21 protein-coding genes are annotated in these 26,838 nt (G+C 71.4%); 19 read left to right on the forward strand and 2 right to left on the reverse strand.

Annotated elements, in window-relative coordinates:
- Positions 1-6 precede the first annotated feature (6 nt).
- Complete coding sequence (locus ACVHNB_RS11770; protein WP_428951422.1) at positions 7-651, forward strand: amino acid ABC transporter permease; 645 nt, start codon at positions 7-9, stop codon at positions 649-651.
- Entirely contained in the window at positions 648-1,517 is an 870-nt protein-coding gene (locus tag ACVHNB_RS11775; protein ID WP_428951421.1) for an amino acid ABC transporter permease, read from the forward strand. Before ACVHNB_RS11770 ends, ACVHNB_RS11775 begins: the two co-directional genes overlap by 4 nt.
- Before the next feature lie 163 nt (positions 1,518-1,680).
- Here ACVHNB_RS11775 and ACVHNB_RS11780 read toward each other — a convergent pair whose 3' ends face one another.
- Positions 1,681-2,439: a hypothetical protein gene (locus ACVHNB_RS11780; protein WP_428951420.1), complete on the reverse strand. Its 759-nt coding sequence runs from the start codon at positions 2,437-2,439 to the stop codon at positions 1,681-1,683.
- A gap of 103 nt (positions 2,440-2,542) precedes the next feature.
- Between ACVHNB_RS11780 and ggt the strand changes: the two genes are divergently transcribed.
- From ggt to ACVHNB_RS11865, 17 genes are all read left to right on the forward strand, one after another.
- Positions 2,543-4,357 carry a gamma-glutamyltransferase gene (ggt, locus tag ACVHNB_RS11785; RefSeq protein ID WP_456228002.1) on the forward strand — a complete coding sequence of 605 codons (1,815 nt, stop codon included), beginning with the start codon at positions 2,543-2,545 and terminating at the stop codon, positions 4,355-4,357.
- A gap of 77 nt (positions 4,358-4,434) precedes the next feature.
- Complete coding sequence (locus tag ACVHNB_RS11790; protein ID WP_428951418.1) at positions 4,435-5,589, forward strand: sensor histidine kinase; 1,155 nt, start codon at positions 4,435-4,437, stop codon at positions 5,587-5,589.
- Positions 5,586-6,248, forward strand: coding sequence for a response regulator (locus tag ACVHNB_RS11795; RefSeq protein WP_428951417.1), 663 nt, complete (start codon positions 5,586-5,588; stop codon positions 6,246-6,248). Before ACVHNB_RS11790 ends, ACVHNB_RS11795 begins: the two co-directional genes overlap by 4 nt.
- Positions 6,249-6,774: 526 nt before the next feature.
- Positions 6,775-7,026: a helix-turn-helix domain-containing protein gene (locus ACVHNB_RS11800; protein WP_428951416.1), complete on the forward strand. Its 252-nt coding sequence runs from the start codon at positions 6,775-6,777 to the stop codon at positions 7,024-7,026.
- A gap of 134 nt (positions 7,027-7,160) precedes the next feature.
- Positions 7,161-8,480: a hypothetical protein gene (locus ACVHNB_RS11805; RefSeq protein ID WP_456228867.1), complete on the forward strand. Its 1,320-nt coding sequence runs from the start codon at positions 7,161-7,163 to the stop codon at positions 8,478-8,480.
- Positions 8,481-8,631: 151 nt separating this feature from the next.
- The gene (locus tag ACVHNB_RS11810) at positions 8,632-9,474 is read left to right on the forward strand and encodes a nitrilase-related carbon-nitrogen hydrolase (RefSeq protein WP_428951415.1); all 843 of its coding nucleotides are present in this window, start codon (positions 8,632-8,634) and stop codon (positions 9,472-9,474) included.
- Between the two features lie 49 nt (positions 9,475-9,523).
- Positions 9,524-10,813, forward strand: coding sequence for an aspartate aminotransferase family protein (locus ACVHNB_RS11815; protein ID WP_456228868.1), 1,290 nt, complete (start codon positions 9,524-9,526; stop codon positions 10,811-10,813).
- A gap of 16 nt (positions 10,814-10,829) precedes the next feature.
- The gene (locus tag ACVHNB_RS11820) at positions 10,830-12,386 is read left to right on the forward strand and encodes a PucR family transcriptional regulator (RefSeq protein ID WP_456228003.1); all 1,557 of its coding nucleotides are present in this window, start codon (positions 10,830-10,832) and stop codon (positions 12,384-12,386) included.
- Between the two features lie 111 nt (positions 12,387-12,497).
- The gene (locus tag ACVHNB_RS11825) at positions 12,498-13,340 is read left to right on the forward strand and encodes a nitrilase-related carbon-nitrogen hydrolase (RefSeq protein ID WP_428951413.1); all 843 of its coding nucleotides are present in this window, start codon (positions 12,498-12,500) and stop codon (positions 13,338-13,340) included.
- Between the two features lie 34 nt (positions 13,341-13,374).
- On the forward strand, positions 13,375-14,781 hold the full coding sequence (gene hydA, locus ACVHNB_RS11830) for a dihydropyrimidinase (protein ID WP_456228004.1): 1,407 nt from the start codon (positions 13,375-13,377) through the stop codon (positions 14,779-14,781).
- A 28-nt stretch (positions 14,782-14,809) separates the two neighbouring features.
- On the forward strand, positions 14,810-15,829 hold the full coding sequence (locus tag ACVHNB_RS11835) for a TIGR03842 family LLM class F420-dependent oxidoreductase (RefSeq protein ID WP_456228005.1): 1,020 nt from the start codon (positions 14,810-14,812) through the stop codon (positions 15,827-15,829).
- 115 nt (positions 15,830-15,944) lie between these two features.
- Entirely contained in the window at positions 15,945-17,465 is a 1,521-nt protein-coding gene (locus ACVHNB_RS11840; protein WP_428951410.1) for an NCS1 family nucleobase:cation symporter-1, read from the forward strand.
- 146 nt (positions 17,466-17,611) lie between these two features.
- On the forward strand, positions 17,612-18,184 hold the full coding sequence (locus tag ACVHNB_RS11845; protein WP_428951409.1) for a dihydrofolate reductase family protein: 573 nt from the start codon (positions 17,612-17,614) through the stop codon (positions 18,182-18,184).
- A gap of 134 nt (positions 18,185-18,318) precedes the next feature.
- Positions 18,319-20,127 (forward strand): RICIN domain-containing protein, encoded by a 1,809-nt coding sequence (locus ACVHNB_RS11850; protein WP_456228006.1) that lies wholly within the window; start codon positions 18,319-18,321, stop codon positions 20,125-20,127.
- A 69-nt stretch (positions 20,128-20,196) separates the two neighbouring features.
- A complete protein-coding gene (locus ACVHNB_RS11855; RefSeq protein ID WP_456228007.1) occupies positions 20,197-22,185 on the forward strand; it encodes a hypothetical protein in 1,989 nt (662 codons plus the stop codon).
- A gap of 245 nt (positions 22,186-22,430) precedes the next feature.
- Entirely contained in the window at positions 22,431-23,921 is a 1,491-nt protein-coding gene (locus ACVHNB_RS11860) for an NCS1 family nucleobase:cation symporter-1 (RefSeq protein ID WP_428951406.1), read from the forward strand.
- A 92-nt stretch (positions 23,922-24,013) separates the two neighbouring features.
- The gene (locus ACVHNB_RS11865; RefSeq protein WP_428951405.1) at positions 24,014-24,742 is read left to right on the forward strand and encodes an aspartate/glutamate racemase family protein; all 729 of its coding nucleotides are present in this window, start codon (positions 24,014-24,016) and stop codon (positions 24,740-24,742) included.
- Between the two features lie 31 nt (positions 24,743-24,773).
- On the opposite strand, the gene ACVHNB_RS11870 is transcribed toward ACVHNB_RS11865, so the two are convergent.
- Positions 24,774-26,834 (reverse strand): alpha-galactosidase, encoded by a 2,061-nt coding sequence (locus ACVHNB_RS11870; RefSeq protein WP_428951404.1) that lies wholly within the window; start codon positions 26,832-26,834, stop codon positions 24,774-24,776.
- Positions 26,835-26,838: the final 4 nt, after the last annotated feature.

Below are 26,838 nucleotides of genomic sequence, written 5' to 3' on the forward strand. Positions count from 1 at the left end.
CGTCACGTGAATGTCCTGACCGACAACTTCTCGACGTACTGGAAGGGCTTCCTCGGTACGGTCGAACTCACCGTCTACGCCTCGCTCCTGGCCCTCGTGCTCGGCTTCGTCATGGCGTCGTTCCGGGTCGCGCCCGTCGGCTCCTTCCGCGCCTTCGGCACCGCCTGGGTCACGGTCCTGCGCAACACCCCGCTGACCCTGCTGTTCTTCGCGGTGCTGCTCGGTCTGCCGCGCTTCGGCCTGGTCCTGCCCTTCACCGTCTTCGCGGTGCTCGCGCTCGGCTGCTACACCTCGGCGTTCATCTGCGAGGCGCTGCGCTCCGGCATCAACACCGTGCCCAAGGGGCAGGGCGAGGCCGCCCGCAGCCTCGGCATGACGTTCGGCCAGACCCTGACCACCGTGATCCTGCCGCAGGCCTTCCGGTCCGTGATCCCGCCGGTCGGCTCCACGCTCATCGCGCTCGCCAAGAACTCCGCGATCGCGGGCGCGTTCAGCGTCGTCGAGCTGCTCGGCACCTACAAGACGCTCAGCGAACTCGGCTACAACATCATCTGGACGTTCGTCTGGATCGCGCTCGGCTACCTCATCATCACGCTGGCCATCAGCGCGGTCTTCAACGTCCTCGAGAAGCGCTGGGGAGTCGCCCGATGAAAGCCCTCGACCACAGCGCCACCGCCCTCTACGACATCCCGGGACCGAAGACCGAGCGCCGGCACAAGCTGTACGGGCTGATCTCGACGCTGATCGTGCTCGCCCTCGTCGGCTGGATCCTCTACCTCCTGTTCGACACCGACCAGTTCACGTACACGAAGTGGATGCCCTTCGAGTACAAGGGCATCCAGGAGCTGCTGCTGCGCGGGCTCGGCAACACGCTGAAGGCCTTCGCCATCGCGGCCGCGCTCTCGCTCGTGCTCGGCACGGTCCTCGCGGTGGGGCGGCTCTCCGACCACAGGCCGGTGCGCTGGCTCGCGACGCTGTTCGTCGAGTTCTTCCGGGCCATGCCCGTCCTCGTGATGATCTTCTTCATCTACGTGGCCCTGAAGGTGGAGCCGCTGCCCGCGCTCGTCGCCGGCCTGACGCTCTACAACGGCTCCGTGCTCGCCGAGGTGTTCCGCTCGGGCATCAACTCCGTGGAGCGCGGGCAGCGCGAGGCGGCGTACGCGCTCGGAATGCGCAAGACGCAGGTCATGGCGCACGTGCTCGTACCGCAGGCCGTGCGGGCGATGCTGCCCGCCATCATCAGCCAGCTGGTGGTGGCCCTGAAGGACACCTCGCTGGGCTATCTGATCACCTATGAGGAGTTCCTCCACGCCGGGAAGCTCATCGCGTCGAACCTCGACTACGATTTGCCGTTCATCCCCGTGGTGATGGTGATCTCGCCGATCTACATCGGGATGTGCATGCTGCTGTCGTGGCTCGCCCAGCGGGTGGCCAGGCGTCAGCGGCGTAATCCCAAGACGGACGCCGCGGGTGTCGCCGCGGCCGAACCAGGGACGCTGCTGCCAGGAGTGCAGTAGGCGGAGCATGGGCAGTCCCCGCCCAGCAGCCGGAGATCACTCCGCACGTCCGTGCGGAGAAGGTCAGCTGCGCGCGGGACGGGACGCGCCTGCTTGCCGAGGCCGAGCGGGCCCTTGTCGCACTCGTACGCGACAGGGGCACCGCTCCCCTTGGTTATCGGGGTTATTTCGCGCGGTGCGAGGTGCGCGACGCCGCCGGGGCCGGCAGCGGCGTCTGGGCGGCCCGTGTGACGTCCGCGACCAGTTCGACGACGTCGGGACCGTACGCCTGGGAGTTGACGACCTTCAGCAGCAGGACGAACGAGTTGTTGCCGTGCTTGCGGGCGAGACGCTCGTGGTGGCGGGCGAGATAGCGGGTGGCGGCCTGGTTGGTGATGGGCAGCTGGCCGCAGAAGAGGAACACCGGTCTCGCCTCCTTGGCCTGGCCCGCCGTCAGCCGGGCGAGGACCACGTACTCGGTCGTCCCGGGCTCCAGGCGGTAGCGCTCGGAGCCGATCTGGAAGGCACCGCGGTCCGGGCCCGGCTCGGGGTCCGTGTTGACGCGGATGCCGGGCAGCAGGCTCACCATGTGGGCCGCCATCCGGCGATTGGAGGAGGGCCCTCCGACGCAGAACTCCGTCCGTTCGCCGAAGCCCTGCTGGGCCGTGTCATGGGCGACGACCTGGGCGTGGGCGCCGCAGTCCTTGATGAGCGCGGAGAGTTCGAGGAGCGCGAAGACGTCGTGGCGCTTCACCGTCAGCTCGGGGCCGCCCGCGTCGCGGTTCACCACCAGCAGCGACTCGGAGTTGTCGGGCAGCCCGAAGAAGCCCTGCTTGCGGCGGAGCCTGCGCTTCCACAGATAGGTGCGGGCGAGCCAGCCCAGCGCGGCGCTGATGCCCGCTGCGATCAGGCCGAGGACGATGTTGCGCACGTCTTCAGTCATGGGGGCGCACTCTAGCCAACCGGCGCACCCGTGTTCGAGGGGGTCCTGACGGCTCTTCGAAGTCAAGTTACGCTGCGCAGACGGCTGTTGACCGGAGGTACTGATGAGGCGTTCAGTTGGGCGGAATGTGTCGTTGTGCGCGGTTGCGGCGACCATGGTGGCGGTCGGGGCGGCGGCCCCGCCCTCGGCCGCTTCCGGTAGCCGGAACGGCACGGTGCACAAGACTCCGGTCGCCGTCGGGTACGGCGGCGCCGTGGCGAGCGTCGACCAGGACGCCTCGGCCGCCGGCATCGAGGTGCTGCGCAACGGGGGCAACGCGGTGGACGCCGCCGTCGCCACCGCGGCCGCGCTCGGTGTCACCGAGCCGTACTCGTCCGGCGTCGGCGGAGGCGGCTACTTCGTCTACTACGACGCCAAGTCCCGCAAGGTCCACACCGTCGACGGCCGCGAGACGGCGCCGTTGACGGCCGGATCCGACCTGTTCCTGGAGAACGGCAAGCCGCTCGCCTTCAACGACGCGGTCACCAGCGGGCTGAGCGTCGGGACGCCCGGCACCCCGGCCACCTGGCAGTCCGCGCTCGACGCGTGGGGCAGCAAGGGGCTCGGCACCGTGCTGCGGCCCGCGCAGAAGCTGGCGCGCGACGGGTTCACCGTCGACGACACGTTCCGCTCGCAGACCGCGTCGAACGAGGCCCGGTTCCGGAACTTCCCCGACACGGCGAAGCTGTTCCTGCCGGGCGGACAACTGCCGGCCGTGGGCTCGACGTTCAAGAACCCGGACCTGGCACGCACGTACCAGGAGCTGGGCCGCGAGGGCGTCGACGCGCTGTACCGCGGGGACCTCGGCGCCGACGTCGTCAGGACCGTCAACAAGCCGCCGGTGGCGGCGGGTTCCGGCTACAACGCACGCCCCGGCAGGCTCTCGGCGAAGGACCTGAAGGCGTACACCGCCAAGTACCGGGCGCCGTCCAGGACTTCGTACCGCGGGCTCGGCGTCTACTCCATGGCACCGTCCTCCTCCGGCGGCACGACCGTCGGCGAGGCCCTCAACATCCTGGAGCGGACGAACCTCTCGAAGGCGTCCGACGTCCCGTACCTGCACCGCTTCATCGAGGCGAGCCGCATCGCGTTCGCCGACCGGGGCCGCTGGGTCGGCGACCCGGCCTTCGAGGACGTGCCGACGAAGCAGCTGCTGTCGCAGAAGTTCGCCGACGCGCGGGGCTGCCTCATCAAGGACGACGCCGTGCTCACCAGCCCCCTCGCGCCCGGCGACCCGCGGCACCCCGGGACCTGCGGCAAGACCGGTGACAAGGCCGCCCCGACGACGTACGAGGGCGAGAACACCACGCACCTCACCACCGCCGACAAGTGGGGCAACGTCGTCTCCTACACCCTCACCATCGAGCAGACCGGCGGCAGCGGCATCACCGTGCCGGGCCGCGGCTTCCTCCTCAACAACGAGCTGACCGACTTCTCCTTCGCGCCCGCGAGCCCCGACGTGCACGACCCGAACCTGCCGGGACCGGGCAAGCGGCCGCGCTCCTCCATCTCGCCGACGATCGTCCTGGACAAGGCCGGCAAGCCGGTCGTGGCCGTCGGATCGCCCGGCGGCGCCACCATCATCACCACCGTGCTGCAGACCCTGACCGGGTTCCTCGACCGGGGTCTGCCGCTCGTCGACGCCATCGCGGCACCCCGCGCCAGCCAGCGCAACGCCGCGCAGACCGAGCTCGAACCCGCCCTGTACGACAGCGCGACGCGGACACGGCTGGAGGCCATCGGGCACTCCTTCAAGGCCAACCCGGAGATCGGCGCCGCCACCGGCGTCCAGCGGCTCCCGGACGGCAGGTGGCTCGCGGCGGCCGAGAAGGTGCGGCGCGGCGGCGGCTCGGCGATGGTGGTCCGGCCCGGCCGGTGACCACGGCGCCTGTCGGCCCACGGGATGCATCCCGTGGGCCGATGCCCGCCCGCGTCCGCCCTCGTACGCTCACCGGTGTGAACGCACCCACCGCCTCCCGCGCCGCCGCCTGGTCCGGCCTCGCCCTCTACCCGGTCGGCATCGGTCTCGCCGTGTTCGGCTCGTCCCAGGTCGTGCCCGCCGTGCGCACCCTGGGGGTCGCGCTGTCGGCCGTGCTGATGGTGCCGGCCGTGCGGCGCATGCCGCTCCCGGGGCTCGTGGTGGCGCTGCTCGGGACGCTGATCCCGGTCGCCGCGCAGCCGTCGAGCGGGCCCTTCGACGAGTCCCGGCAGATGACGCTGCTCGCGTTCGTCTCGGCCGACGTGGTCTTCGGGTACCTGGTCGCGACCCGCCCGCGGTGGCAGTGGATCACGGGGGCCGTGCTCTGTGTCCTCGCGCAGGCGACCGGCATCCTCCTGTTCGTGCCCGCCGAGAACCTCATCGCGGGCGGCGTCGTCGCCCTGCTCGCGCTGCTCGTCTCCGGCATGGTCGGCCTGCTCGGCCGGGAGCGGCGCGAGCACGCGAGCGCACTGCGCAATCAGGCCGTCGCGGAGGCCGTGACCGCCGAACGGCTGCGAATCGCAAGGGAGTTGCACGACATGGTCTCCCACAGCATCGGCGTCATCGCGATCCAGTCCGGCGTCGCGAGCCGGGTCATCGAGACCCAGCCCAAGGAGGCGCGCGAGGCCCTCGCGGCGATCGAGACGACCAGTCGCGAGACCCTCAAGGGGCTGCGCCGCACCCTGGTCGCCCTGCGCAGGGCCGAGCCGGGCGACGCGGCACCGCTCGCCCCCACCACCGGGCTCGACGACCTCGACCGGCTCACCGAGACCACCGCCAGGAGCGCGGGCGTGCACGTCGAGGTGGTCCGCAGCGGCGAGCGGCGCGCGCTCCCGGCCGACGTCGACCTCTCCGCGTACCGGATCGTGCAGGAGTCGCTGACCAACGTGGTCCGGCACGCGGGCACCGACACGTGCCGGGTCCTCGTCTCGTACGCGGACGACGAACTGATCCTGGAGATCGTCGATGCCGGGACGGGAGCGTCGGATACCGTCCCGGGCATGGGGATCACGGGGATGGGGGAGCGGGTGAGTCTGCTGCACGGCGAGTTCAGTGCCGGGCCGCGGCCGGAGGGCGGGTTCCGGGTGGCGGCGCGGATCCCGCTGCCGGACGCGCGGACGGAGACACGATGACGGTCCGGGTCCTGCTCGTCGACGACCAGCCGCTGGTTCGCTCAGGGCTCCGGGTCCTGATCGCCGACACGGACGACCTGGAGGTCGTCGGCGAGGCGGGCGGCGGCGCCGAGGCCGTCGAGCTGGCCGCGCGGCTGCGGCCCGACGTGGTCGTGATGGACATCCGGATGCCCGGCATGGACGGCATCGAGGCGACGCGGCAGATCACGGCCGCCGACACCGGAAGCCGTGTCCTCGTGCTCACCACCTTCGACGAGGACGACTACGTGTACGGGGCGCTGCGGGCCGGGGCCGGCGGCTTCGCCGTCAAGGACATGCAGCTGGAGGACATCCTCGCGGCGGTCCGGGTGGTCGCCGCGGGCGACGCCCTCATCGCGCCCGGTGTCACCCGCCGCCTGATCGCCGACTTCGTCGGGCGGCCCGGACCCGGCGTGGCACGCTCGCCGCGCCGCGTCGAGGGCATCACGGAGCGCGAGCGCGAGGTCCTGACGCTGGTCGGGCTCGGCCGCTCGAACCAGGAGATCGCCGAGGAGCTGGTCATCAGCGTGGCCACCGCCAAGTCCCACGTGGCACGCCTGTTCACCAAGCTGGACGCCCGGGACCGGGTCCAACTGGTCATCACCGCCTACGAGTCGGGTCTCGTGGAACCGTCCCGCTGATCCCCCGCGGGACGGTTCCACGAGACCTGGGGCGACCCGGACGGCTCCAGGTGTGCGGTGGCCGCGGCGCCGGCGTGCACCCGGTGGCGCGCGGCCCGGAGGACTCCGTGTCGCTAGGCCGTGTCCGCAACGTCCCGTCTCTGCGCGCCGCACGCGCCTGGGGCCGGGCCCTCGTCGGCCGCAGGGGCGGCAGCCGCGTCCTGATGGTCGCGCCGTCCGCGAGCGGTTTCGGCCCGCACGGCGCGGTGTCCGCCCGGACCGGCCGGGCCGGTCCCATGGTCCTCGTCCTCGACCTGGTCGGCGGGTACGGCATCGACCAAAGGGTGCCGGAGCGGAAGGCGCCCGGCGGGGACAGCGGGGCCGCGCCCTCGGTGTCGTTCACCGGTCCCGGTAAACTGCCATCTTCCGGGTGGTCGACGTACTGGACCGCCAGGACCGCTGACGCCGGCACGAGAGCGCCGTATGCCAATAAATATACCGGTATTCTCATCCGGTATAGGAATGTGCTCTCGGGTACGCTGTAGGAATGGTCCGCACCCCATTGACTCCGCAGGAGCGCGAGCGCGGCGAGCACCTCGGCCGCTTGCTGCGCGAGGCACGGCTCGGGCGCAGCATGACGGAGGTCGCCGCGGCCGCGGGCGTCTCCGTGGAGACGCTGCGCAAGATCGAGACGGGGCGAGCGCCGACCCCGGCGTTCTTCACCGTCGTCGCCGTCGCGCGGGAGCTCGGCCTGTCCATGGACGAGCTGGCGGAGCGCTGCGCCCTGGTGCCCGTCTGAGCGAGTGCGCGCACGTGCCCGTCATGGAAAAACGCGCGTAGCAGTTCCGTAACACGAGGGGTGTTGTCTGCCGGGTGTTTCCTTCCGGAGCGGACGGCTCCAGGGTGTGACGAACGGCGGGGCGCGTGACGGACGTGGATCAACTGCCTGATGGAGTACGGGAGTTCGCGGTCTATCTGCAAGGACTCGTCTCCCGGGTCGACCAGAGTGCCGGCTGGTGCGGTGTCTTCTGGCAGCGCGACCCCGAGGGCATGAAGGCATGTCTCGACGGGCGTGAGGTGCCGCCCTGGGACGTCGTGGAGGCGCTGCTCCAGGACCTCGCCGCGGTGTACGGCGCGCAGTGGGCCGAGCGCGAGGGAGTCAGGGCGCGCGCCCTGCAGAACGCGTCGGCGCGGGCCCACGACGCCGGGCCCGGCGGACACGCGGCGCTCACCGACCGGCTCGACGTGATGGTGCGCGAACAGCGGTACGCGGCCGACCGCCGACGGGAGCTGGGACGGCGTCTTGACGCGGCCACCACGCAGGAGGAGGCGGAGGCGGTCCGCCTGGACCTGGCCTGGGTCCGCGACGACCACGAACGCGCGACGGCCCGCATCGCCGAACTCCGGTCCAGGCTGTCCTTCCTGGGCGCGCGCGAGGCGGCGCGACCCGCGGCCGCCGCTGACGGCTCACGGCCGCCGGTGGCGCAGCGCCATGACACCCCGGACGGCGAAGCCGCGCGTGCGACGGCGGCCAAGCCGTCCAAGGAGCGCAAACGCCGCCCGAGAGGCAGCGCCCGCTTCGCCGGCATGATCCAGGAGGAGCCCGCCGCTCAGGAGGCGATCCCGGCAACACCCGCCCCGCGCGAGGAAGTTGCCACACCCCGCGGTGCCCGTTTCGCAGGCTCCGCGCAGGAGGTGCGGGCCGCCCCGGCCCCGGCGGACCCCGTCGCCTCCCGCGAGGTGACCTCGGCGGTCGACACTCTGCTGCGGCTGCGCGCGGAAGGCCGCAGCGGCGAGGCGCACATCGTGCTCGCCGACGCCGCGGGCTGGCCCGCCCCGCGCCTGCCGCTGCTCGCCGACGCACTGCACCACGCGGGCCTCGACGCCGACTGGGCCACCCTGTTGTGGGAGGTCGCCTCCCTGCCCCCGGACCGCCTCGTCGACGCCGCCGACGCGCTGGCCGCCGCGGGCCGCACCGCCGACGGCCGGCAGGTGCTGCGGCAGGGCGTCGGACGGCCGCCCGCCGAGATCGGTGAGGCGGCGGGCCGGCTCGACGCCGCGGGGCGGCACCGCGCGGCCCGGGCCCTGCTGGACGCGTACGTGCGCGGCCGCACTCCGGAGGAGGCGGCCCGCAGCGCGCACAGCGACCCCGGACGCCTCGTCCCGCTGATCGTCGACGCGGCGCGCGCCGTCTCCGACGAGCGCTACTGGGACGTGCTGCACGCGCTGCGCGTCGCGGGCCTCGCCGCCTGACACCGGCGGGCCGGGTCACCCGCACGGGTGCGAAACGAGATCGATCCAGCGGGTTAACGACGATGGTCTTGGCAAGCCTCCCGGGTGGGCTTACGTTCGTCCCTCTACGACCCGGTCTACGGGCGTAGAGGATCAGGCAAAGGAGCGGCACATGGCCCCCGTCGTACGCGCCGCACTCGTCCAGGCCACCTGGACGGGCGACACCGAATCGATGATCGCCAAGCACGAGGAGCACGCCCGCGAGGCGGCCCGGCAGGGCGCGCAGGTCATCGGCTTCCAGGAAGTCTTCAACGCCCCCTACTTCTGCCAGGTCCAGGAGCCCGAGCACTACCGCTGGGCCGAGCCCGTCCCGGACGGCCCGACCGTGACGCGGATGCGCGCACTCGCCCGCGAGACCGGCATGGTGATCGTGGTCCCCGTCTTCGAGGTCGAGCAGTCCGGCTTCTACTTCAACACCGCGGCCGTGATCGACGCCGACGGCTCGTACCTCGGCAAGTACCGCAAGCACCACATCCCGCAGGTGAAGGGCTTCTGGGAGAAGTACTACTTCAAGCCGGGGAACCTGGGCTGGCCGGTCTTCGACACGGCCGTCGGGCGGATCGGCGTCTACATCTGCTACGACCGCCACTTCCCGGAGGGCTGGCGCCAGTTGGGACTGAACGGGGCGCAGCTCGTCTACAACCCGTCCGCGACCAGCCGCGGCCTGTCGGCCTACCTGTGGCAGCTGGAACAGCCCGCGGCCGCCGTCGCCAACGAGTACTTCGTCGCCGCCATCAACCGCGTCGGCGTCGAGAGTTACGGCGACAACGACTTCTACGGGACGTCGTACTTCGCGGACCCCCGCGGACAGCTGGTCGGCGAGGCCGCGAGCGACAAGGCCGAGGAACTCCTCGTCCGCGACCTGGACTTCGGCCTCATCGACGAGGTACGGCAGCAGTGGGCGTTCTACCGCGACCGCCGCCCCGACGCGTACGAGGGACTCGTCCAGCCGTGACGTGACCCGCCCGAGCCGAGCCGACCGACGAAGGGACACCGCCGCCGTGATGACACCCGATCTGTGTGCCCGCCACCGTGCCGCGCTGCCGGACTGGCTGGCGCTGTACTACGCCGACCCCATCGAACTCACCCACGGCGAGGGCCGCCACGTCTGGGACGCCGACGGGAACAAGTACCTCGACTTCTTCGGCGGCATCCTCACCACGATGACGGCCCATGCGCTGCCCGAGGTGACCAAGGCGGTGAGCGAACAGGCGGGCCGCATCATCCACTCCTCGACGCTCTACCTGAACCGCCCGATGATCGACCTCGCCGAGCGCATCGCGACGCTGTCCGGCATCCCGGACGCCCGGGTCTTCTTCACCACGTCCGGCACCGAGGCCAACGACGCGGCCCTGCTGCTCGCCACCTCGTACCGCCGCTCGAACCAGATCCTGGCCATGCGCAACAGCTACCACGGCCGCTCGTTCGCCACGGTCGGCATCACCGGCAACCGCGGCTGGTCGCCGACGAGCCTGTCCCCGCTGCAGACCCTGTACGTGCACGGGGGCGTCCGGAGCCGGGGCCCGTACGCGCACCTGTCCGACGCCGACTTCGCCGACGCCTGCGTCACGGACCTGCGGGACATGCTCGGTCAGACCCGTGGTGACGTGGCCGCCCTCATCGCCGAACCGGTTCAGGGCGTCGGCGGGTTCACCTCCCCGCCGGACGGCCTGTACGCACGCTTCCGCGACGTCCTCCAGGAGCACGGCATCCTGTGGATCGCGGACGAGGTGCAGACCGGCTGGGGCCGCACCGGCGACCACTTCTGGGGCTGGCAGGCTTACGGACAGTCGGGACCGCCGGACATCCTGACCTTCGCCAAGGGCATCGGCAACGGCATGTCGATCGGCGGCGTCGTCGCCCGCGCCGAGGTCATGAACTGCCTCGACGCGAACTCGATCTCCACCTTCGGCGGCTCTCCCGTCACCATGGCCGCAGGTCTCGCCAACCTCTCCTACCTGCTGGAGCACGACCTCCAGGGCAACGCCCGGCGCGTCGGCGGCCTGCTCATCGAGCGGCTGCGGGCGATCGCCGCGGGCCTGCCCGGGGTCCGGGAGGTCCGCGGCCGCGGCCTGATGATCGGCGTCGAACTGGTCCGGCCCGGCACCGACGAGGCAGCCCCGGACGCCGCCGCGGCGGTCCTGGAGACCTGCCGCGAGAACGGCCTCCTCATCGGCAAGGGAGGCGGCCACGACACGAGCGTGCTGCGCATCGCCCCTCCGCTGTCACTGACGGTGGCGGAGGCGGAGGAGGGCGCCGCCGTCCTGGAGCGGGCGCTGCGGACGGCGTCCTGACGGAGGAGGCGGCCACATGCCGACAGCGACCGGTGCCGAACACGCCCTGTCCGTACGCCAGATACTCGCCCTGGAACGCATCGCCGCCGGTGAACCGGAGGTCGTCGCCGCGGCGGACCACCTCGACCGCCCCGTCCGGTGGGTCCATGTCGCGGAGGCGGCGGACGTGGGCGTCATGCTCAGCGGCGGGGAGATGATCCTCACCACCGGTGTGCTGCTCGCGGGCGACGTCCGCAGCCAGACCGAGTACATCAAGTCCCTGCACCGCGCGGAGGCCGCGGCCCTGGTCCTCGGCCTCGGCCGCGCCTTCCCGGCCCCGCCGCGGGACATGCGGCGCGCCGCGGAGCGCTACGGGCTGCCGATGGTCGTGCTGCACCGGCCGTTCCCCTTCGCCGAGCTGACCGAGGAGGTCCAGTCCCGGCTCGTCCGGCGGAAGTTCGCCGCGGTCAGCCTCTCCGAGGGCATCCGCACCGCGCTCACCGGACTCATCACCGCCGGCGCCCCGCTGCAGAACCTGCTCGACGAGGTCGCCGCGCACAGCGGCTGCCCCGTCGTCGTCACGAACCTCGCGCACCGCGTCCTCGTCACGGCGGGGGAGCGGCCCGCCGTCGACGACGTGCTCCGCGACTGGGACCGCATCGCCCGCCAGCCCGGGGAGGTCGACGGCGAGGGCTGGGTCCGGGCCGACCTCGGCGGGCGGGGCGAGCGCTGGGGCTCCGTCGTCCTGTGCGGGTACCGCGGTGACGGCGCGTCCGGGCGCCTCCTCGCCGACCGCGCCGCCGAGGCCCTCGTCCTGCACCGGATGCTGTCCGGCTCGGCCACCAGCTGGGAGGGACAGTCCGCGCAGTGTCTGCTCGCCGACCTGATGTCCGGCGTCGTGCCTGCGCGACAGCTGCTGCCCCGGGCCCGCGCCGCCGGCCTCCCGGTGAACCGCCGCACCTTCGTCCCGCTCGTCGTCCGCGACGGCGACCCCGCCCGACTCGACCGCGTACTGCGCCTGCTGGGGCTCCCGGGCCTCGTCGCCGAGCTCACCGAGAACGCCACCGCCGTGCTGCTCAGCCTCGCCCGCGACCAGGCCGCCGAACCGCTCGCCGAGCACTTCGCGTCCCGCCTGCGCGGCGAGACGGGCACGCCGGCCGTCGTCGCGGCCGGGCCCGCCTGCACCGGGTGGGAGGACGTGCCCGAGGGGCTGCGCGAGGCGCTGCACGTCGCCGAGGCCGTCGCCGGGGCGCCGCCCGGTCTGCCCGCCGTGGTCCGCCTCGGCGACGTACGGCTGCGCGGACTGATGCGGCTGCTCCGCGACGACCCGCGCGTGCAGTCCTTCGCGCGGCGGGAGCTGGACGCACTGCTGTACGCCGAGGACGCCGACGGGCTGCTCCCCGTCCTGCGCACCTACCTCGCCACGGGCCGCAACAAGTCCCGTACCGCCCACCTCCACCACATGAGCCGGCCCGCCCTCTACCGCCGTCTGGAGACCATCGAGACGCTGCTCGGCGTGGCGCTCGACGACTTCGAGCAGGCCGCGTCCGTGCACATCGCGCTGCTCGCGCACGACGCCCAGCGCGGGACGTGACACCGTGGAACGGCGACCGGCACGGGACGTGACACGGTGCAACTCGGCCACCGCGGCCGGGATTCCTATCGTCGTGGGCACACCGCGCACCCCCCTCAGCCGGAGGTCCCGATGAGCCCCGTGATCCGCGCCGCGATCTTCCAGACCGCATGGACCGGCGACAAGGAATCCATGATCAAGGTGCACGAACAGGCCGTTCGTGACGCCGCCGCGCAGGGCGCCCAAGTCCTCTGCTTCCAGGAGCTGTTCTACGGCCCCTACTTCTGCCAGGTCCAGGACCCCGCGTTCTACGAGTACGCCGAGGCGATCCCCGACGGCCCGATCGTGCGCCGCTTCCAGGACCTCGCCCGCGAGCACGGCATCGTCCTCGTGCTTCCCATGTACGAGGAGGAGCAGCCCGGCGTCCTCTACAACACGGCCGCCGTGATCGACGCCGACGGCAGCTACCTCGGCAAGTACCGCAAGACGCACATCCCCCAGGTCCAGGGATTCTGGGAGAAGTTCTACTTCCGTCCCGGCAACTCGGGCTGGCCCGTCTTCGACACGGCCGTCGGGAAGATCGGCGTGTACATCTGCTACGACCGGCACTTCCCCGAGGGCTGGCGGGCGCTCGGTCTCGAAGGCGCGCAGATCGTCTTCAACCCGTCCGCGACCAGCCGCGGCCTGTCCCGCTACCTGTGGCAGCTGGAGCAGCCGGCCGCCGCCGTCGCCAACGAGTACTTCGTCGGCGCCATCAACCGCGTCGGCGTCGAGAGCTACGGCGACAACGACTTCTACGGCACGTCCTACTTCGTCGACCCCGAGGGGCAGTTCGTGGGCGAGGTCGCCGACGACAAGGCCCCCGAACTCGTCGTGCGCGACCTCGACCTCGCCAAGCTGCGCGAGGTCCGCGACCGCTGGCAGTTCTACCGCGACCGCGCCCCGCAGGCGTACGAGCCGCTGACCCGCCCGTAAGACCGGAAGCACCCGTACGTACCTGGAGGAGAGCATGAGCGCCGTCCGTACCGTCATCCGCGGCGGTCTCGTCGTCACCGCCGCCGACGAGATGCACGCCGACGTCCTCGTCGAGGACGGCCGCGTCGTGGCCCTCGCGGCCAGCGGCAGCGACACCGCCGCGTCCTGGACGGACGCGCGCACCATCGACGCGAGCCAGAAGTACGTCATCCCGGGCGGCGTCGACGCGCACACCCACATGGAGATGCCGTTCGGCGGCACGTTCGCCGCCGACACCTTCGAGACCGGGACCCGCGCCGCGGCCTGGGGCGGCACCACGACGATCGTCGACTTCGCCATCCAGACCGTCGGCCGCTCCCTGCGCGAGGGCCTCGACGCCTGGCACGCCAAGGCCGACGGGCAGTGCGCGATCGACTACGGCTTCCACATGATCGTCTCCGACGTGCACGACGAGACGCTCAAGGAGATGGACCTGCTGGTGGGGGAGGGCGTGACCTCCTTCAAGCAGTTCATGGCCTACCCGGGCGTCTTCTACTCCGACGACGGGCAGATCCTGCGCGCCATGCAGCGGGCCGGCGAGAACGGCGGCCTGATCATGATGCACGCCGAGAACGGCATCGCGATCGACGTCCTGGTCGAGCAGGCGCTGGCCCGGGGCGAGACCGACCCGCGTTACCACGGCGAGGTCAGGAAGGCGCTGCTCGAATCGGAGGCGACGCACCGCGCGATCAAGCTGGCGCAGGTCGCCGGGGCGCCGCTGTACGTCGTGCACGTCTCCGCGCAGGAGGCGGTCGCCGAGCTGGCGCGGGCCCGCGACGAGGGCCTGCCGGTGTTCGGCGAGACCTGCCCGCAGTACCTGTTCCTGTCGACGGACAACCTCGCCGAGCCCGACTTCGAGGGCGCCAAGTACGTGTGCTCGACGCCCCTGCGGCCGAAGGACCACCAGGCGGCGCTCTGGCGCGGGCTGCGCACCAACGACCTGCAGGTGGTCTCCACGGACCACTGCCCGTTCTGCTTCACCGGCCAGAAGGAGCTGGGCCGCGGCGACTTCTCGAAGATCCCGAACGGCATGCCGGGCGTGGAGAACCGGATGGACCTCCTGCACCAGGCCGTCGTCGACGGGCACATCACCCGGCGCCGCTGGATCGAGATCGCCTGCGCCACGCCGGCCCGGATGTTCGGCCTCTACCCGAAGAAGGGCACCATCGCGCCCGGCGCGGACGCCGACATCGTCATCTACGACCCGCAGGCCGAGCAGACCATCAGCGCCGAGACCCACCACATGAACGTCGACTACTCGGCGTACGAGGGCAAGCGGCTGACCGGCCGTGTGGAGACGGTCCTGTCGCGCGGCGAACTCGTCATCACCGAGCGGGAGTTCACCGGACGCGCCGGGCACGGCGCGTACACCCCGCGCGGCACGTGTCAGTACCTGAACTGAGCGACGTACAGAACTGAGGGGCCACACCATGGATTTCGGACTCGTCCTGCAGACCGACCCGCCGGCGTCACGGGTCGTGGAGCTGATGAAGCGCGCGGAGGGCCGCGGTTTCACGTACGGGTGGACGTTCGACTCGTGCGTGCTGTGGCAGGAGCCGTTCGTCATCTACAGCCGCATCCTCGCGGAGACGGACACCCTGACGGTCGGCCCGATGGTGACCAACCCCGGGACACGGACCTGGGAGGTCACGGCCTCCACCTTCGCGACGCTGAACGACATGTACGGCAACCGCACCGTGTGCGGGATCGGCCGCGGCGACTCCGCCATGCGTGTGGCGGGCCGCAAGCCCAACACGCTGGCCCGGATCAGCGAGGCCATGAAGGTGATCCGGGCGCTGGGCCGCGGCGACGAGGCCGACCTCGGTGGGACCGTCATCAGGTTCCCCTGGGTGCGCGACGGGGCCGAACTCCCCGTCTGGATGGCCGCGTACGGGCCCAAGGCGCTGAAGATGACCGGCGAGGAGGCCGACGGGTTCATCCTCCAGCTGGCGGATCCGTTCCTCACCGAATGGATGGTGAAGGCGGTACGGGACGCCGCCGTCGCCGCGGGCCGTGACCCGTCGGACGTCAGGATCTGCGTGGCCGCGCCCGCGTACGTCACCGAGGACGACTCGCCCGAGGCGCTCGCCCACGCGCGCGAGCAGTGCCGCTGGTTCGGCGGCATGGTCGGCAACCACGTCGCCGACCTGGTGGCCAAGTACGGCGCGCACTCCGGCATGGTCCCCGACGAGCTGACGGAGTACATCAAGGCCCGCGAGGGCTACGACTACGCGCACCACGGCCGCTCCGGGAACCCCGACACGGCCTTCGTCCCGGACGAGATCGTCGACCGGTTCTGTCTGATCGGCCCGGCCGCCGCCCACGTCGAAAAGCTGCGCAGGCTGCGGGCGCTCGGCGTGGACCAGTTCGCGGTGTACGCGATGCACGACGCGAAGGAGGAGGTCATCGACGCGTACGGCCGCGACGTCATGCCCGCCCTGAACGCATGACCGGTGACTTAGCAACACACGTACCAGGCACGGCAGTTCACGGCACCCGCACGGTCGCCCAGTTCCCCCGTCCCCCGTAGGCCGGCCCGGCCGGTCTCTCACGAACGGACTGCCCATGACCGACACCGCACCACCACCGGCCCCCGCCCTCGACCTCGGCGCCGACGCCTACCCGGCCGGCAGCCGCTACGCGAACGACGACCTGCGGCCCGTCCCGCTCGCCGAACGCCGCTGGACCACCTACAACTTCGTGGCGCTGTGGATCGGGATGGCCCACTGCATCCCGTCCTGGACGCTGGCCTCGGGACTGGTCGCGCTCGGCATGGACTGGAAGCAGGCGGTGCTCACCATCGCCCTGGCCAATGTGATCGTGCTGCTGCCGATGCTGCTCACCGGCCACGCCGGACCCAAGTACGGCATACCCTTCCCGGTCCTGGCCCGGGCCTCGTTCGGGATACGCGGGGCGAACCTGCCCGCGATGGTGCGCGCGGCCGTGGCCTGCTGCTGGTTCGGCATCCAGACCTGGATCGGCGGCCAGGGCATCTTCGTGCTCCTGGGCAAGATCTTCGGCGGCTGGGCCGACGCCGGGAAGGTCGGCGGCTACCCGTGGACGCTGTGGCTGTGCTTCGTCGTCTTCTGGGTGCTCGAACTGGCCATCATCTACCGGGGGATGGACACCCTGCGCCGCTTCGAGAACTGGGCGGCGCCGTTCGTGCTCGTCGGCGCGGTGGTGCTGCTGGTCTGGATCGCGAACAAGGCGGGCGGCTTCGGACCGCTGCTGCACGAGCCGTCGAAGGTCGGGTGGGGTCCGGACTTCTGGAAGGTCTTCTTCCCGGGCCTGATGGGCATGATCGGCTTCTGGTCCACCCTGTCGCTGAACATCCCGGACTTCACCCGCTTCGGCAAGGGCCAGCGGGCGCAGGTCTGGGGCCAGACGCTCGGCCTGCCGACCACCATGACGCTCTTCGCCCTCATGTCGGTGCTGGTGACGGCCGGTTCGGAGAAGGTGTACGGGGCGGCGATCTGGGACCCGGTGGAGCTCGCGAGCAAGACGGACAACGTCTTCGGCCTGCTCTTCGCGCTCCTCACCGTCTTCGTGGCGACGATCTCGGTGAACATCGCGGCGAACGTCGTGTCCCCGGCCTACGACCTGGCCAATCTCGCGCCGAAGGTCATCACGTTCCGCACGGGCGCGATCATCACGGGCATCGTGGGTGTCCTGGTGATGCCGTGGAAGCTGACGTCCACGCCGGAGCTGTACATCTTCACGTGGCTGGGCGTCGTCGGGGGACTGCTCGGCACGGTGGCGGGCATCCTCATCGCCGACTACTGGATCATCCGGCGGACCGTGCTGCACCTGGCGGATCTCTACGTGGCCGAGGGCCGGTACTGGTACGCGGGCGGCTGGAACTGGCGGGCCGTCGTCGCCTTCGCGGTCGGCGGCGTGCTGGCGGTGGGCGGTTCGTACTCGACGCTGGACGCGGAGGGGAACAAGGCAGGGCCGTTCCCGCTCGACGGGATCATCCCCTTCCTCAAACCGCTGGCCGACTACGGGTGGGCCGTCGGGCTCGGTACCTCGCTCCTGGTGTACGTCCTCCTGATGGGCACACGTCCCCGCGACGCCCGAGGAGTCTGAACGCCACCTGTTCGAGTGGCCGCGCCGCGCGCCGATGAGTTTCCGCGTTCCGCCGGGTCTCTTCTGTCGGTTCAGTAGGTTCGGCAGGCCGGTCGGTGACCGTCGCCGACGCGCGGTTGTCACTCGTTGCCAGGAGGAAATCCGACATGCGTACGTTGATCAGCACTGCCTTCGTCTCGCTCGACGGCGTCGTCGAGGCCCCGGGCGGCGAGCCGGGTTACCGCAACGCGGGGTGGACCTTCAAGGACATCGAGTTCGTCCCCGAGGCCTTCGAGATCAAGGGCCGGGAGCAGAAGGAAGCCGCGGCCATGCTGCTGGGCCGCGTCAGTTACGAGGCCTTCAGCCCGGTCTGGCCCGCGATGGAGGAGTTCGCCGACTACAAGGCGATGCCGAAGTACGTCGTGTCGAGCACGCTCACCGAGGACGCGCTGGTGGACGGCTGGGGCCCCACCACCGTCCTGCGCTCGCTCGACGAGGTCGCCGCGCTCAAGGAGACCGAGGGCGGCCCGATCATCGTCCACGGCAGCGCCACCCTCAACCGGAACCTTTCGGAGGCGGGTCTCATCGACCGCTACCACCTGCTGGTGTTCCCGCTGCTGCTCGGTGCGGGCAAGCGGCTGTTCAGCGACGCCGACAAGGACACGCAGCAGCTGAAGCTCGTCGAGCACGAGGCGTACGCCAACGGTCTGCAGAAGAACGTGTTCGACGTCGTGCGCTGAAGTGGCCTACGCCGGCCCCTGGTTCGAGCGAAGGGATGTGAGGCGGCTCAGAGATGAGTGGGACGGGTACCTTGACAGCTCCCCGTATTAGTTCGGATTGTAGTCGAACTAATTCATGCGGGAGAGGAGCACTTGTGTCAGCCCGTTCCAGAGCAAGGACCGTCACCGCCCTCGCGGCGGTGGCCGTCGTGCTGGCCGGCGCGGCGGCGTCCGGTCCGGCCACCGCGGACACCCCCACCTACACGGTGACCATCGGGCAGAAGGGCCCGTGGACGAACCCTGACGACAGTCCCGCGGCGACGTTCATCGACAAGGACGGCTCGTTCCACTATCAGTCCGCGCACGCCCTGTACGGGGCGGACGACCCGCGGGAGTGGACGTTCTACAGCGGCAAGGATTTTGATGCGGCTGCTCGTGACGGCGAGTTGAGCGATGCTGTGAATCCGGCGAATGCGGACGACCGTAACGACGACACCACGTGGCGCTGCAACAACAGTCCCACGGGCCGGGAGTCCACGTACGCCCCGGACACGTCGCACTATGCGCAGAAGAACTACTGCGACCTGATGGGTGTGTGGGTCGATCCGGACAGTGGTGACTGGTACGGGCTCGTGCACAACGAGTTCACCCCGAGCCCGTACGGCGACGGCCTGCACTACGACGCGATCGACTACGCCGTCTCGAAGGACCGGGGCAGGACGTGGGACATCAAGGACCACGTGCTCACCTCGCCCTACAGCACGAAGAGGGGTGACAGTGCGGCGTTCCCGCACGAGACGTACTACTACGGCGACGGTGATCCGCGTCTGTTCGTGGACGCGGCCTCCGGCTACTTCTACGTCTTCTACAACTCGCGTGTGATCCCGAAGGGCGGTGTGCCCGGCGGCTGGACCGACGGCAGCCGGGCGCATGTCGCCCGCGCTCCGATGTCCGGGAAGATGGCGCCGGGGTCGTGGAGGAAGTGGTACGACGGGGCCTGGTCGCAGCCCGGACGTGGCGGCCTGGAGAGCAACATGGAGCCCGTCGACGCCGGCCACCCCACCGGGTACACGGCCGTCGCGCACGACTACGACCCCGACAACCCCGGCAGCGTCGCCGAGCAGCAGAAGGCCGGGACCCTGCCCGCCAAGTCCGACCTGCTGACCATGAACGTCGCCTACGACGCCCACCTGGGCCTGTACATCGGGCAGCCCGAGGCCGTCGTGCAGGACTCCACCGAACCGCAGCGCTTCTACGCCACCGACGACCTCGCCACCCAGAAGTGGCGGCTGCTCGGCGACACCGGCGCCTACAAGACCGGCTCCTGGTACCGCTGGTTCCTCGACCCGGTGAACCGGACCGGATCGACCATCGTCGGCAAGACGTTCCGCAGCTACTGCTCCTTCCAGTGCTCGGGCGGCGCCGACGGCGAGTACTACGGCACCACCATCGACACCGATGCCCCCGCCGCTCCGGTCGCGACCGGCACCCGGTACACGATCGGCAACGGTGACGGCCGGGTTCTCGCGCTGAACGGACGCACCGTCACATCGGTTGTCTCTGCCGGTGGTTCCGGCCGCGGCCGCTGGGTCTTCACCGCGAACGGCGACGGCTCGTACCGCATCGCCGACACCTCGACCGGAAAGCTGCTCGGTGTCGACTCGACCCGGAACGCGGGCCGCGCCTGGGGCGCAGGACTGACCGTCGCCGCGGCGTCGGGCGGCGGACCCGCGGTCGGCCGGCAGTGGTTCGTCGTCCCGAACCGTGACACCGACGGCCACGCCACCGGCACGTTCCGCCTCGTCAACCGGTACAGCGGCCTGGTCCTCGGGATGTCGGGCACGAAGGGACGGCTCGCCGAGACCACGCCCACCCGCGCCTGGACCGACACCACCGGCAGCCGGGTCGGCGGAGCGCGCACCGCCGCCGAGCAGACGCTGACCCTCACGCCCGCCGGGCGATAGAGACACCCACCGCGGCGGGGCGTCGTCCTTGGACGGCGCCCCGCCTGCCATCCCCCAAGGAGATCCCGCGTGCCCGCCCGGTACCACCTGCGGTTCCAGATCCGCCCCGGTTTCGCCGCCCGTCAACAGGCCCTGGAGCTGGCCGAGTTCTGCCGGGAGACCGGCGTCGACGAGGTCGTCCTGCTGCTCGCCGCCGAGGAGTTCCACGACGGACATCCGGCAGGCGTCGTCGAGGACCTGCTCTACGACACCGCGGCCGAGACCACCGCCGTCCTGAAGGGCGCGGGCCTCGACGTCAGCCTCAACCCGTGGGTGACCACCGGGCACGCCGACCGCGGGCGGCGCGACCGGCACGGCTTCGCGCCGATGGTCGGCCCCGACGGCACCATCGCCGCCGGACAGGCCTCCTTCGCCTGCCCGCTCTGGCGGTCCTGGATCACCGCCCACTACGCGCGGTTCGCGGGACTCGGCTTCCGTGTGCTGTGGCTCGAGGACGACTTCCGCTACCACAACCACGCGCCGCTCACCTGGGGCGGCGGTTTCGAACCGCTGATGCTGGAGCGCCTCTCCCGTCTGGTCGGCGCCCCCGTCACCCGCGACGAGGCCGTGGCCGCCGTCACCGCACCGGGACCCCCGCATCCCTGGCGCCGGCACCTTCAACAGGTCTGGCACACCGCGCAGTCCGAGGTCGCGACCCTCGTCGCCGAGGCCGTCGACAAGCACTCCGGCGGCCGCTCCCGGCTGGGCCTGATGAGCTCGGTGCCCGGTGCCCACAGCGTGGAGGGCCGGGACTGGACGGAGCTGTTCGACGCGCTCGCCGTGGCCGGCGAGGCCGTGCAGCGCCCGCACTTCGCCGGGTACGAGGACGGACCGGGACGCCAACTGAGCCGCTCCTTCTGGCTGTTGGAGCAGCAGCGCGTCCTGCGCCCGCCGCACGTGCGCAGTGAGCCCGAGATCGAGAACTGGCCCCACACCGCCTGGTCCAAGTCCGACACGCAGACCTGGTCCGAGCTCGTCACGGCCCAACTCTCCGGCGCCGACGCGCTGTTGCTCAACCTGCACCCCACGTACTCCGGCCACGCCGGACGGCACCCGCGCATCGCCGGTCTGCTGCGCCGCTCCCGTCCGGCGCTCGACCTGGCGGCCGACCGCGCCGCCGGGGAACTCGGCACCGCCGGCGTGGGCCTGCCCGTCCTCCCGCAGGCGGCGGCCCATGTCCGTACGCGGCGCACCGGACACCTGGCGGACCTGGCGGTCGACACCGCCCCGGCCGCCGACTTCCTGCTGCGCTACGGCGTGCCCGTCACCGCAGAGGACGCCCCGGTCCGCGCCCTGTTCGGGCAGAGCGCCTGGGCCGTGGACGACACCGAACTGCACCGCATGCTCGCGGGCGGCCTCCTGCTGGACGGCACCGCCGCCCACATCCTCGGCGAGCGCGGCTTCGCCGCGCTGACCGGCGTCGGCGTCAGCTGGATCGTCGGCCGGGAAGGGAGCGCCGCCCCCGGCCCCTACGCGTACGAGCGCGACGGCGACACCGTCCTCAGTGTCAACGTCCAGCCCGCGCTGGCCCGGCTGCGCCCCCGGGCCGACACCGAGGTGTGGACCACCGTGCACACACCCGACGGGCTCCACTGGGGCGCCGGACGCTGCGTCCACACCAACGCGCTGGGCGGACGCGTCGGCGTGCTCGCCGCGACGGCCCCGCACCTGCTGCCGTACGACGACGAGGGGCAGCGCCTGTTGCACACCATGGTCCGGTACCTGGAGGGCCCGGAGCCGAAGCTCCCGCTGGTCAGCGGTGGCCCCCATCTGATCCCGCGGCTCGCCCGCACGGCGCGCGGTCCGCGCCTCGACCTCGTCAACGGCAGTGCCGACCCGGCCCGCCCGCGCATCACCCTGCCCGCGGGCACGGCCGACGCCACGGCGACGCTGCTCGCCCCGCTCGCCGCTCCCCTGGGGGTACCGGTCGTCGCCGAGGGCGGCGCCCTCACCGTCGGGACGGACGTGCCGCACCGGGGCTGGCTGTCCGTGGAGTGGAGGCCGGGCGCGCAGGCGTAGTGCCTTGAAGTGACGTGTTCCATTGACGGATGCCCTCCGGACACCGTATTGGTATACCAAACGTGTCGGAGTGTGGGGCCGCCGCGCGGCGACGTGTGCCAAATGCCCGTTTCCATGGGCGAGTTGCGCAGATTTCGTCCCCACAATCTTCGCGAATGGCTATTGACCGCCCATTCGGTGCGTCCGTACCGTCACTCCGCGAAGAGGAAGAAAGCTTCCTCATTGTGGAAACTTAGGAGCGCGTCATGGTCGCCGTGCACGAACAGACCTCCACAGCCGCGGCCGGGGTGCCGGACGGGACCAGTCCCGGCCTCTACAGTCCGGACCTCGCCCCGACCCGCCGTGAAGGACGCCGCTGGGGCGCGTACAACGTGTTCACGCTGTGGGGCAACGACGTGCACAGCCTGGGCAACTACGCCTTCGCCATGGGCCTGTTCGCGCTCGGGATGAGCGTCTGGCAGATCCTCATCGCCTTCGCCATCGCCTCGGCGCTGCTGTTCGGCCTGCTCACGCTCTCCGGCTACATGGGTCACAAGACCGGTGTCCCGTTCCCGGTGATGAGCCGGATCGCGTTCGGTATCCGCGGCGCACAGATCCCGGCGGCGGTGCGCGGAGCGGTCGCGATCGCCTGGTTCGGCATCCAGACGTACCTGGCGTCGTCCGTGCTGCGCGCGGTCGTCAAGAAGCTCGCCCCGGGCGCCGCCTCGCTTGACCACAACTCCATCCTGGGTCTGTCGACGCTCGGCTGGATCACCTTCCTCGCGCTCTGGGTGATCCAGGTCGTCATCGTCAGCTACGGCATGGAACTGATCCGCAAGTACATGGCGTTCGCCGCGCCGGCCATCCTGATCACGATGTGCGCGCTGGCCGTCTGGATCCTGACGAAGACGGACCTGTCGGTCGCCGTCTCCACCGGCAACGCGCCCACCGGCCTCGACGCCTGGCGGCAGATCTTCGAGAGCGCCGCCCTGTGGGTCGTCATCTACGGCACGTTCGTCCTGAACTTCTGCGACTTCACCCGCTCCGCCAAGAGCCGCCGCGCCATCGTCGTCGGCAACCTCGTGGGCATCCCGCTCAACATGCTCTTCTTCGCGGGCATCGTCGTGGTGCTGTCCGGCGGCCAGTTCAAGCTGAACGGGCACGTCGTCGCCGGACCCGAGGACATCGTGGCCACCATCCCCAGCACCCCACTGATGGTGCTCGCCTCGCTCGCCTTCCTCACCCTGACCATCGCCGTGAACCTGCTGGCGAACTTCGTCGCCCCCATCTACGCCCTGGTCAACCTCTTCCCGCGCAAGCTCGACTTCCGCCGCGCGGGCCTGGTCAGCGCCGTCATCGGCCTGATCATCCTGCCGTGGAACCTCTACAACAGCCCCACCGTCGTCAACTACTTCCTCGGCGGACTCGGCGCCCTGCTCGGCCCGGCCTTCGGTGTCGTGATGGCCGACTACTGGCTGGTGCGCAGGACCCGCGTCAACGTCCCCGCCCTCTACACCGACGCCGCCGACGCCGACTACCACTACCGGTCCGGCTTCCACCTGCGGGCCGTCGGCGCCTTCGGCCCGGCCGCCGCCGTGGCCGTCGTCGTCGCGCTCGTGCCCGCCTTCAAGTCGATCTCCGGCTTCTCCTGGTTCATCGGCGCGGGCCTCGCCGCCGTGCTCTACGCCGTCCTCGCCGACCGCAGCCGGACGCCCCACGACGTGGACGGCGAGGCGATCGCGGTCGACGCCGCCTGAGGGGCCGGCTCCCAACCACCGCCACACCGCACCACCCCTGGCCGCGCCCGTAGTCGACGGGCGCGGCTCCGCACAGAAAGCACTGTCACGCCATGCGCATACTCGTCTGCAACGTCAACACCACCGGGACGATGACCGACGCCATCGGCGCACAGGCCCGGGCCGTCGCCGCGCCCGGCACCGAGATCGTGGCGCTCACCCCCGCGTTCGGCGCCGAGTCCGTCGAGGGCAACTACGAGAGCTATCTCGCCGCGATCGCCGTCATGGAGACGGTGCGCGCCTACCCGGAGCCGTTCGACGCCGTGATCCAGGCCGGATACGGCGAGCACGGGCGCGAGGGACTCCAGGAGATCCTCGACGTACCGGTCGTCGACATCACCGAGGCCGCCGCCTCCACCGCCCAGTACCTCGGCCACCGCTACTCCGTCGTCACCACCCTCGACCGGGCCGTGCCGCTCATCGAGGACCGCCTCAAGCTCGCCGGACTCACCGACCGCTGTGCCTCCGTGCGCGCCAGCGGCATGGCCGTCCTCGACCTCGAACGCGACCCGGACGCCGCCGTCGAGGCCATCGTCGAAGAGGCCGCACGCGCCGTCGAGGACGACCGGGCCGAGGTGATCTGCCTCGGCTGCGGCGGCATGGCCGGACTCGCCGAGCGGGTCGAGGAACGCACCGGCGTCCCGGTCGTCGACGGCGTCGCCGCGGCCGTCACCGTCGCGGAGTCGCTGGTCCGGCTCGGGCTCACGACGTCCAAGGTGCGGACGTACGCTCCGCCGCGGACCAAGAAGATCCGGAACTGGCCTCCCCGCACCGGGAGTTGAGGCTCGTCCCGGACGCCGAGCGGGTCGCGGGTCATCCACGGGTGAGCCGCACCACCGCACTCGGCCGGTCTCCCACGGGCAGCCGCAGCGGAAGACCGTGCGTCAGCAGCGTTGCCCCGGCGTGCTCGGTGCCGGTCGCGTCGTCGACGTAGACCCCGGAGGGGGAGAGGCCGGCCAGGCGCAGGGTGCGGTCCCGGCCCCAGGCGATGACCACGACCCGGTCGCCCGCCCGGTACTGCACGGCGTCCGTGAGCCGGTACTGCTCGCCGAACTGCACGACCGGCCGGATCTCCTTGTACAGGTCCACCAGGTCGCGGGCCTCGGCCAGTTCGGGTTCCGTCCAGCGGGAGAGGTCACCGCCGATGCCGAGGGCGCCGGCCATCGCGACATGGAAGCGGTAGGGGAGCGGCGCGCTGCGTCCGGTGTGCGGGTTGGGGCTGTCCGTGACCCAGGCGGACATGGTGCGGGCCGGGTAGATCTGGCTGTAGCCGTGCTGGATGCCGATGCGGTCGTCGGCGTCGGTGTTGTCGGAGATCCAGGTCTGGTCCGTGCGGGCCAGCATGCCGAGGTCCGCGCGCCCGCCGCCGCCCGCGCAGCCCTCGACGCGCAGGTCGGGGTGGGCGCGGCGCAACCGGTCGAGCACGGAGTGGACACCGCGGGTGTGGTCGGTCCACACCCGCTCCGCGTCGGGGTGGCCCGGCCAGCCCGCCTCCGTGAACGCCCGGTTCATGTCCCACTTCAGGAAGTCGATCGCATGCGTCGCCACGAGCCGGTCGAGCCACTTGTACGCCCACTCGGTGACCTCGGCGCGGGCGAAGTTGAGGACGAGCTGGTGGCGCAGCTCGGTACGGCGGCGGTGCGGCATGTGCAGCACCCAGTCGGGGTGCGCCCGGTACAGGTCGCTGTCCGGGTTGGTCATCTCCGGCTCCACCCACAGGCCGAAGCGCATCCCGAGCCGGCGCACCTCCGTCACCAGCGGGCCGAGCCCCTGCGGGAACCGCTCGGGGTTCGGGTGCCAGTCGCCGAGCCCGGCCCGGTCACTGGTGCGCCGCCCGAACCAGCCGTCGTCCACCACGAACAGCTCGACGCCCAGCGCGGCGGCGCGCTCGGCCAGGGCCCGCTGGCCCTCCGGTGTGACGTCCCAGCCGGTCGCCTCCCAGCTGTTGTAGACCACGGGGCGGATCTCGTCGGGGCGCGGCAGCACGTGAGCGGCGACGTACCGGTGCCAGCCCCGGCTCGCCGCGCCGAACCCGGCCCGGCTGAACTGCCCCGCGAACACCGGGGTCCCGTGGCTCTCGCCGGGCCGGAGCCGCCAGGTCAGGCCGTCGTGCCCGGCGCCGCCGGTGACCGTGAAGGGCCCGCCGGTGTGGTCGCGGGCCGCGGTGATCCGCCAACTCCCGGACCAGGCAAGGGCCATGCTCCACACCTCGCCGTGGTCCTCGTCGGCGTCGCCCGCGTCGACCATCAGCCAGGGGTTCGCGAAGTGCCCCGAGACACCGCGCCGACTGGTGAACACCGTCTCGGCGTACGGGGCTTCGGTGCGCCGCAGCTGTGTCTCGCCCGTCCACGCGCCGACCGTGTGGCTCAGCCGGACGCCGGACGCCGCCGGGACCGACCAGCTCGCGGCGTCGCAGCGCAGGACCTCGATCGGCTCGGCGTCCTCCCCGGCGTCCAAGTGCCGCAGCGTCAGCGAGCGTTCGACGACGTCACTGTCCGGGTGGACCGCGTAGTGCAGCGTGCAGCCGAGCGGATAGTGCCGGTCGCGCAGGTGCAGGTCGAGCCGGCCGTCCTCGACGGTGTGGCCCTCGTACCGCCACTCGACGCCACGCGCCCCGTCCGCGTACCGCACGAGCAGCGACGGCACCCCGAACCGCGCGCCGCCCTCGACGGCCAGCTCCTCGCCGCTCGTTGACGCGAAGCTGCTGGTCAATCCCGAGTGCGTGGGCAGCGCGGATGCCTGGCCGAGCGTCAGAGAGGCGCCCCAGTGCACATGCCGTGGACTGTCGTCCGCGCCGATGCGCAGCGCGTACGAGGAGGCGGGGGTCGTGAGCAGGAACGTGCGACTGGGCTGGTCGTAGGACACCTGAGACATGAGC

The organism is Streptomyces sp. YJ-C3 (assembly GCF_053891275.1).